Consider the following 7,967-nt stretch of genomic DNA (forward strand, 5'->3'; position numbering starts at 1 on the left):
CTCAGTCGTCAGTGCGCAAAACCTTCGGTTTTGATAAGGTTTAGGGCGGGTTTGCTTTCTTAATTTGATGAAAGCCCAAAACGCCAGCCCGCAGGGGCGCCGGGGTTCTCGTATTTTTATCATCACCCTGACCTGGGTTTGTCGACAGTCTGAACCAGGATTTTTTCCTGGCTTTTTTATTGGCTGCTATTTATTTTGGTTTACTAAGAGATATTGAATGAATTGCTCAGCTGTGCGCCCGGAGCGATTCAGGTGACGGAGCTCCCACTGGATGGCCTGACTTTCCAGGCGGGCAGTGGGAAGATCGATGCCGGCATCCTGGGCCATCTTCCGGACGATGGCCAGATAATCTTTTTGATTGGGAGCCGTAAAGGTAAGAATCAAGCCGAAGCGGCTGCTGAGGGATAGCTTTTCTTCCATGATATCCTTCGTGTGGACAGCATCCGTGCGTTCAGATTGGGTTTCTGTGACAAGATGTCGTTTATTGGAGGTTGCGTAAATTCGGACGTTCTTGGGATTTTCCTCCAGGGAGCCCTCGAGTACATTTTTGAAAAGCTTGAAATCCCCTTCCTTATCATCGAAGGATAAATCATCGATAAATAGAATAATGGGATAGGGGCGACCGGCGATTTCCCTAAGAACAGCAGGAATACTTCGAATTTGCTCTTTCTTCAGCTCGACCATCCGCAGCTTAGAGCCTTTAAAGGTGGAGAGCAATGCTTTGACCATGGTCGATTTTCCAGTTCCCATATCTCCCTGGAGCAGAACGTTTAATCCCGTATTATTTTTAATAAAGGCGGCCGTATTGGCAATGATTTCCTCTTTTTGTCGTTCGTGTCCAACCAGGCCATCCATGGTTTTATAGCTCTGGGCTTCAATGGGAACTAAACGATCTGTGGCGCTGTCCACTTTAAAGCACACATGGTTTTCAAAAATACCGAGGCCATACTCACTGACATAGCGATTAACCGCGCTAAAGACTTTCGATTCATCCCCGGTTTTAAAAGCTGAATCAATGAGATCATGGGGCGGAATGGGGAAGAAAATAGGAGAAGAGAAAATATTGCTGTCATCCAGATGGGTTTCTTTTAAAAAGAGTCCCCAATCAAAATGATACAAATCATTTAAGATTTTGATTTCCCCGGACATACTGGTATAAAAAGGATGATTTTCCTCCACTTTCCCACGCTCAAAAAGCAGCGTTAAGGGGTTTTCATCTGAAATAACCTCTGAGATGATATAATCACACCAGGGTGTTTTGGAGTAGTGATATTCTTCATTTTTATCAAAGGAATAGGCCAGCATCTTTGATTTTAACTGATAGTAGGTATCGCGATGGCAGGCGGCGAAGCCCTCAAGGCTGTCCGCCGACTCATAGGCTTCACACAGACTTCGAAAATCCACAAGCATCGAATGTCCAAGAATTGAGCGGTAAAAAGAAAAAGCCTCAATACGCGGGATCGAAATATTCTTCATTAGTAGGTACCTCTGTTTCAATTTGCAATTAAAATAAGTATACCATAAATGTGGATTGTTAAAATCCCATTTGTTATAAAATCTTAAATTTTCAATGAAACGTATCAATAATGTAACAAAAAAGTTACATTTGGATTGCGATTTGAAACAAGTGATGGTATAATGAAACAAAATAATGGATTTGAAGGAATAATTGTACGTTGGAGGATATGAATGAAGAATAAAAGCGGAGGATGGTTTACCAGTACCGAAGCAAAGTGGCACGCACTTAAACAAAAAAGATTTTCCAGAAGGACCACAGGTGTTGTATTGGCGGCCTTTCTTGTGGCCACTGGCTCGGGGATTGCTCATGCTCAGACCGCTTCCTTTGAGGTTTTCTTAGAAGGCCAGTCCATTGGGTATGTTCAGGATGCGGCAATGGCAACAGAAGTGGTGGATAATTTAAATAAGGAAGCACAAAAACAAACGGGAAAAGATAATGCCTATCGCGTAGATTCGGATGAAATTGTGATTAAGCCCACCAGCACCCTGGCAAATAAAATGGACTTGACGGAATGTGCTGCTAAAATTCAAACAACCTGTCCAGAGGTGCTTTTAGCTGGAGCAACCATTACCATCAATGATCAAACCATTGCAGTCGAATCCCAAAAGGTGGCGGATCAGGTTTTAGAAGACTATAAGAAAGAATGTGCTGATACCGCTGGTGTTAGTGTTGCTGACTGTAACTTTAAAGAAAACGTATCCGTAACGCCCGTTGCGGTGGATACCGGCAGCTCTAAAAATTACAATCAAACCATGGATTACTTTAAAGAGGGTGCCATGAGCGTCACCCAGGATACGGTAAAAGCCGGAGAAGGAAACAACGGCGTCTTAGTCGCGGCCAATCGAGGGACTTCCCTGGATCATCTGGCAGCCATGAATCAGGATAAAGATGTGAACGCCCTGAATGAAGGGGATGTCATTAATACTGTGGTCAAGGCACCCGCCCTGACGGTTACTGCGACGGTTCAGAAGAAATACGCGGAGAGCATTCCCTTTGAAACGGAAGAACAACCGGATAATAGCTTAGAAGCCGGGAAGGAATCCATTCAGCAAGAGGGACAAACGGGTTCAAAGGATGTTGAAGCCGTCATTACTTATGAGAACGGTCGGGAGGTTTCCAAAAACGTTTTGAGTGAAACCATTACCAAGGAGCCTGTGAAATGTATTAAAAAGGTCGGGGCGGCTGCGGCAAAGAGCGCTGGTAGCCATCCGGCCATCACAGGGAGTGGCCAGTTTTGGATGCCAGCGGCAGGCAGCATCGGTGAAATCTACCGGGATGGCGATTCCGGTTCAAACCATACCGGTGGTTGCGCTGTGGACATCCTGAACAGCGAAGGAACACCCATTTATGCTTCTGCCAGTGGCACCGTAACCCGGGCTGGTTGGTATGGCGGATATGGTAATTGTGTGGAAATCGATCATGGCAATGGCTATAGTACTTTGTATGGTCATATGAGTGCCATCGGTGTTTCTGCCGGGCAAACGGTATCCCAGGGTGAATGCATCGGAGAAATGGGGTCAACAGGGTCCTCAACGGCCAATCATGTGCATTTTGAAGTTAAATATAACGGTGTCGCTCAACCCGTAACCGATTTTTTACCGCTATAGGCGGCAAGAGTAAAAAGGAATATATCTAGCTGCCGACAAACGTTGGCAGCTTTTTTAAAGGAGAGAAAAGTGGGACAAGAAGAAATAGCAAAATCCTTTGATTTGGCGTTAAAATATCTCAGCTATCGAAGCCGGACAGAACAGGAAATGGTGGAATATTTAGAAAAAAAAGGAAGGTCACCCCAAACCATTGCCGGTGTAATGGAGAAGTTGGCTTTCTATCATTATATTAATGATGAGGATTATTTAGAAAGTGCTATCCGAACGAATCTGATGGGAAACCAGTTTGGTCGGTTAAGATTAAAACAGGATTTAGCCCGACGGGGAATAAAAGGAGAGCTGCTGAATCAATTGGAGGTTTTTTACCCCGTAGAGTCCGAGGAGGAATGCTGCAGAAACCAGATGCAAAAGGCGATTAAAAAATATGCAGGAGAGTTTGGACGCAAAAAGTTGCAAAAAGTAGGAGCATATTTACAGCGTAGAGGCTTCTCTTATGATATGATTAATACAATGATTGGAGATATTCCCTTAGAAACGTCCAAGGACATGCCAGAAAAAAGGCAGTCGGATATTGAAGGCTATTTTGAAAAGTATCGACGGATGCAGGAGCGCAAGGGGTACTCTGGCTGGGAACTGAACCAGCGGATTAAGCGCAACTTAGCTTCCCGGGGATTTAGCTTCGATGAAATCAATGCGTTTATGAATCGGGAAGATGAATTCAATTGAATGTAAGGCAGAAGGGAGAATATGATGAAAATAGTAATCATGGAACCATTGGGAATTTCTAACGATGCTTTTATGGCGTTATCAATGCTGCTCAAGGCAGATGGCCATCAGGTCATCGCTTATGATGAGCAGGCCAAAAATGAAAGGGCGCTCATTGACCGGGTAGCCGATGCGGATGTCATTATTTTAGCAAACCAACCCTTGAACCGAAGGGTTATTGAACAGTGCCATAACCTCAAGCTTGTGGATGTGGCGTTTACAGGGCTTGATCATGTGGACTTAGATGTGTGTAAGGAACGGGGGATCATGGTTTGTAATGCAGCGGGATACTCCACCAATGCGGTGGCAGAGCTTGTATTTGGCTTGATTGTAGATCTCTACCGAACAATTTGTTCATGTGATCAGAATTTGCGAGATGGTGTGGTAACGGGAATTCCGGGGACGGAGCTTAAGGGTAAGACCATCGGGATTATCGGGACAGGGGCCATTGGTCTGAGGGTGGCAGAAATCGCGAAGGCCTTTGGCTGCGAGCTCCTGGCCTACAATCGGACAGTTAAACAATCGGGGCAGGATATGGGAATTAAATATCTCCCTATGGAGGAAGTTTTAAAGCGCAGTGACATTGTGACACTGCATCTTCCACTTACCGAGTCTACCGCTAAGATTATTGGGAAGAAGGAATTGGCATTGATGAAGCCAACGGCCATTCTCATTAACACTGCCCGTGGTGGTATTTTGGATAATAATGCATTGGCTGAAGCCCTCAATCAGGGTATTATTGCCGGAGCCGGCATTGATGTTTTCGATGAAGAACCTCCTTTTAGTGGAACTGAACCCCTTGTGAGTGCAAAAAATACAATTTTAACCCCTCATATTGCCTATAGTACAAAAGAATCTCTTTACCAACGTGCGGTCATTGTATTTGATAATGTAAGATGTTGGTTGGAGGGAGAACCACAAAACGTCAAGGCTTTTTAAACATCCGAATAAGGAATGAGAAACTATGTTAAATAAAAAAATTACGGAAAAAACACCAATGGTAGAAATCTTAGAGCGGATCCATCCCGCAATTATCCCAGAGACTGAGAATCAGGTTGATTCTTTTAAAATTGCCCAGGGATTGATTCAGGAGCTCTTTGAGATGCAGAATTGTTATCGGGCTGCGATTAAAGAAATCAGTACAAAGCTAGAGATTTTAAGTGATGAATTCCAGCATGCCCACGAACGTAATCCTATCCACACCATGAAGAGTCGAATCAAGTCTCCCAAAAGTGTGGTCGAAAAGCTGGCCCGCAAAGGGTTTGAACTGACCTGTGAGTCCGCCAGGGAAAACTTAGACGATATCGCAGGGGTACGCATCGTTTGCCCTTACATTGAAGATATTTACACGGTTAAACAGCTTCTTAAAGCCCAGGATGATATCGAGTTAGTTCGGGTTACCGATTATATCAAAGAGCCAAAGCCCAATGGCTATCGTAGTCTTCATTTAATTGTACGGGTCCCGGTGTTTTTTTCAGATCATAAAGAACAGGTGAAGGTTGAGGTACAGGTGCGTACCATTGCCATGGACTTTTGGGCCAGTCTGGAGCATCAGCTACGGTATAAAGCTGTGGATCCGGAGAATATTCCGGAAAGTGTTTCCCGGGAGCTTAAGGAATGCGCGGATACCATTGCAGAAACAGACTTAAGGATGCAGGATATTCATAACCAGGTCATTCGGTAGAAAACCCTTGACTTTTCCACGTTACTGGAGTAAAATACACTCAATCCAAATCATAAAGCAACGAACAAGAGGAGTAACTGCACAGGAGCAATTCCAGAGAGCCGGCATTGGTGGGAACCGGTAGAGCAATGTGTAGCGAATGGACTTGTGAGTGCGGTCTGAAAGCATTAGTGAGTAGGTTCCGACGGAGACCCCATCCGTTATCAGCGGGGTGCATATGTTAGTATGTAGAATGAGTGGCTTGTACTTAGGGTACGGGCAACTTGGGTGGTATCGCAGAAGTTTAGGCTTTTGTCCCTTGGGACAAAGGCCTTTTGTCGTTTTTGAGTAAAAGGCCCCTGGCCGATTATTGTGTTTAAAGTCAAAGGAGGAAATTACAATGGCAAAAATACCCTATCGTTTCTATTTAAGTGAAGAGGACATTCCCCAAAAATGGTACAACATCCGGGCAGACATGAAAGAACAGCCGGAACCCATGATTAATCCGGGGACGATGAAGCCGGCGGTAGAGTCAGATTTATATCCCGTTTTCTGTGAAGCCCTGGCCCATCAGGAAATGGATGCTACGACACCATACTTCGATATTCCAAAGCCGATTATGGAAATGTATCGTATTTACCGCCCATCCCCTTTGATTCGTGCCTATAATTTAGAAAAGCAGTTGGGCACGCCTGCAAAAATTTATTACAAATTTGAAGGCAATAATACCAGTGGCAGTCATAAGCTAAATTCAGCTATTGCCCAAGCTTATTATGCAAAAGAGCAAGGGTTAAAGGGAGTAACCACAGAGACCGGTGCTGGACAATGGGGAACCGCACTGTCAGAAGCCTGCTCATATTTTGGATTACCCCTTAATGTTTTTATGGTAAAAGTATCCTATGAGCAAAAACCTTTTAGAAAAGCGGTAATGCAAGTCTTTGATGGTGATGTTATTCCAAGTCCCAGTAACACAACGGAGATTGGTCGGAAAATACTGTCGGAGAACCCAGGGACATCTGGAAGTCTGGGCTGTGCCATTTCTGAGGCAGTCGAAAAAGCTGTTACAACAGAGGGCTATCGCTATGTACTGGGCTCTGTGTTGAATCAAGTCCTGCTGCATCAATCCATTATCGGACTGGAAACGAAAAAAGCCATGGAAATTTTGGAGGAATATCCAGATGTCATTATCGGATGTGCTGGGGGCGGATCAAATTTAGGTGGGCTCATTGCTCCCTTTATGCAGGATAAGCTCCTTGGTAAAGCGGATCCGCGCATTATCGCCGTTGAACCTGCATCCTGTCCAAGTCTGACAAGGGGACGGTATGCATATGATTTTTGCGATACTGGAAAAATCACACCCATGGCCAAGATGTACACCTTAGGGTGTGAGTTCATCCCTTCAGCTAATCATGCCGGTGGGTTGCGCTACCATGGTATGTCCCCCATTTTATCCAAGCTTTATCACGATGGATACATGGAAGCCACCGCGGTTGAACAGACCAAGGTTTTCGAAGCAGCGATTCAATTCGCTAAATGTGAAACCATTCTCCCGGCGCCAGAATCAGCCCATGCCATTCGGGGAGCCATTGATGAAGCACTCCGATGCAAAGAAACGGGAGAAGAAAAAACCATCCTCTTTGGTTTAACAGGAACAGGGTATTTTGATATGACCGCCTATTCTGCTTATATGGAGAACCGCATGGAGGATTATATTCCAACAGATCAGGATCTTGCCTACGGGTTTGATCGTCTGCCAAAGATTCCAGGAATTCAAGAATAGAGAGTATCGCTATTAATAAAGAGGAGAAAAGTCCTATTTTTAGGGCTTCCTCCTCTTTTGTTAACTAAAAATCAAAAAAATATCAAGTTTTATGAAAAAAATGAAGAAATAGTGTTGACAAGTAGGCGAAAAGACCGTATAATACAAAAGCTGTCGGAAATAAAGTCACAGCAACTTCGGAAAAACGAAGTAAATTAATAAAAAAATATTTAGTGCTTGACAAGAAGAAAACAGAGTGCTATAATATTAAAAGTCGTCGGGAGTGAACGATTGCATTATATCGACAAACGGCGATAGGTCATAGAAAAGAGAATAGTACCATAAAACCTGGATAAAACCAAAGATTCCGAAGCAGAGCGATCTGCTGGAGAAAAGAAGAGGTTGGACTCTTCTATAAAAAAACCAAACCAAGCGTAAGAACCAGAACATCAGACTGAGGTCTGATGCCAAACTTTTAATTGAGAGTTTGATCCTGGCTCAGGACGAACGCTGGCGGTATGCTTAACACATGCAAGTCGAACGAGAAGCTTTTTATGGATCCTTCGGGAGAAATAAGGAGTGGAAAGTGGCGAACGGGTGAGTAACGCGTGGGTAACCTGCCTCATGGAAAGGAATAGCCTCGGGAAACTGGGA

At 44.4% G+C, this 7,967-nt stretch carries 6 protein-coding genes, 1 rRNA gene and 1 other annotated feature; of the genes, 6 read left to right on the top strand and 1 reads right to left on the bottom strand.

Going from position 1 to position 7,967, the window contains the following annotated elements:
• Positions 1–186: 186 nt before the first annotated feature.
• Positions 187–1,476 (bottom strand): ATP-binding protein, encoded by a 1,290-nt coding sequence (locus BLU30_RS13970; RefSeq protein WP_090247291.1) that lies wholly within the window; start codon positions 1,474–1,476, stop codon positions 187–189.
• A gap of 213 nt (positions 1,477–1,689) precedes the next feature.
• Here BLU30_RS13970 and BLU30_RS13975 point away from each other — a divergent pair, with 213 nt between their 5' ends.
• The 6 genes from BLU30_RS13975 to BLU30_RS14000 all read left to right on the top strand — a co-directional run.
• Positions 1,690–3,126, top strand: a complete 1,437-nt coding sequence (locus tag BLU30_RS13975) for a peptidoglycan DD-metalloendopeptidase family protein (protein WP_090247292.1) — start codon at positions 1,690–1,692, stop codon at positions 3,124–3,126.
• A 69-nt stretch (positions 3,127–3,195) separates the two neighbouring features.
• On the top strand, positions 3,196–3,852 hold the full coding sequence (locus BLU30_RS13980) for a RecX family transcriptional regulator (protein WP_090247294.1): 657 nt from the start codon (positions 3,196–3,198) through the stop codon (positions 3,850–3,852).
• 24 nt (positions 3,853–3,876) lie between these two features.
• Positions 3,877–4,830, top strand: coding sequence for an NAD(P)-dependent oxidoreductase (locus BLU30_RS13985; RefSeq protein WP_090247299.1), 954 nt, complete (start codon positions 3,877–3,879; stop codon positions 4,828–4,830).
• Positions 4,831–4,855: 25 nt separating this feature from the next.
• Entirely contained in the window at positions 4,856–5,575 is a 720-nt protein-coding gene (locus tag BLU30_RS13990) for a GTP pyrophosphokinase (protein ID WP_090247296.1), read from the top strand.
• A 51-nt stretch (positions 5,576–5,626) separates the two neighbouring features.
• Positions 5,627–5,877 (top strand) — a binding site (T-box leader).
• 77 nt (positions 5,878–5,954) lie between these two features.
• Positions 5,955–7,334, top strand: coding sequence for a TrpB-like pyridoxal phosphate-dependent enzyme (locus BLU30_RS13995; RefSeq protein ID WP_090247298.1), 1,380 nt, complete (start codon positions 5,955–5,957; stop codon positions 7,332–7,334).
• 454 nt (positions 7,335–7,788) lie between these two features.
• Positions 7,789–7,967 (top strand): 16S ribosomal RNA (locus BLU30_RS14000); the annotation flags it as partial.

The organism is Eubacterium barkeri (assembly GCF_900107125.1).
GTDB lineage: Bacteria > Bacillota > Clostridia > Eubacteriales > Eubacteriaceae > Eubacterium_O > Eubacterium_O barkeri.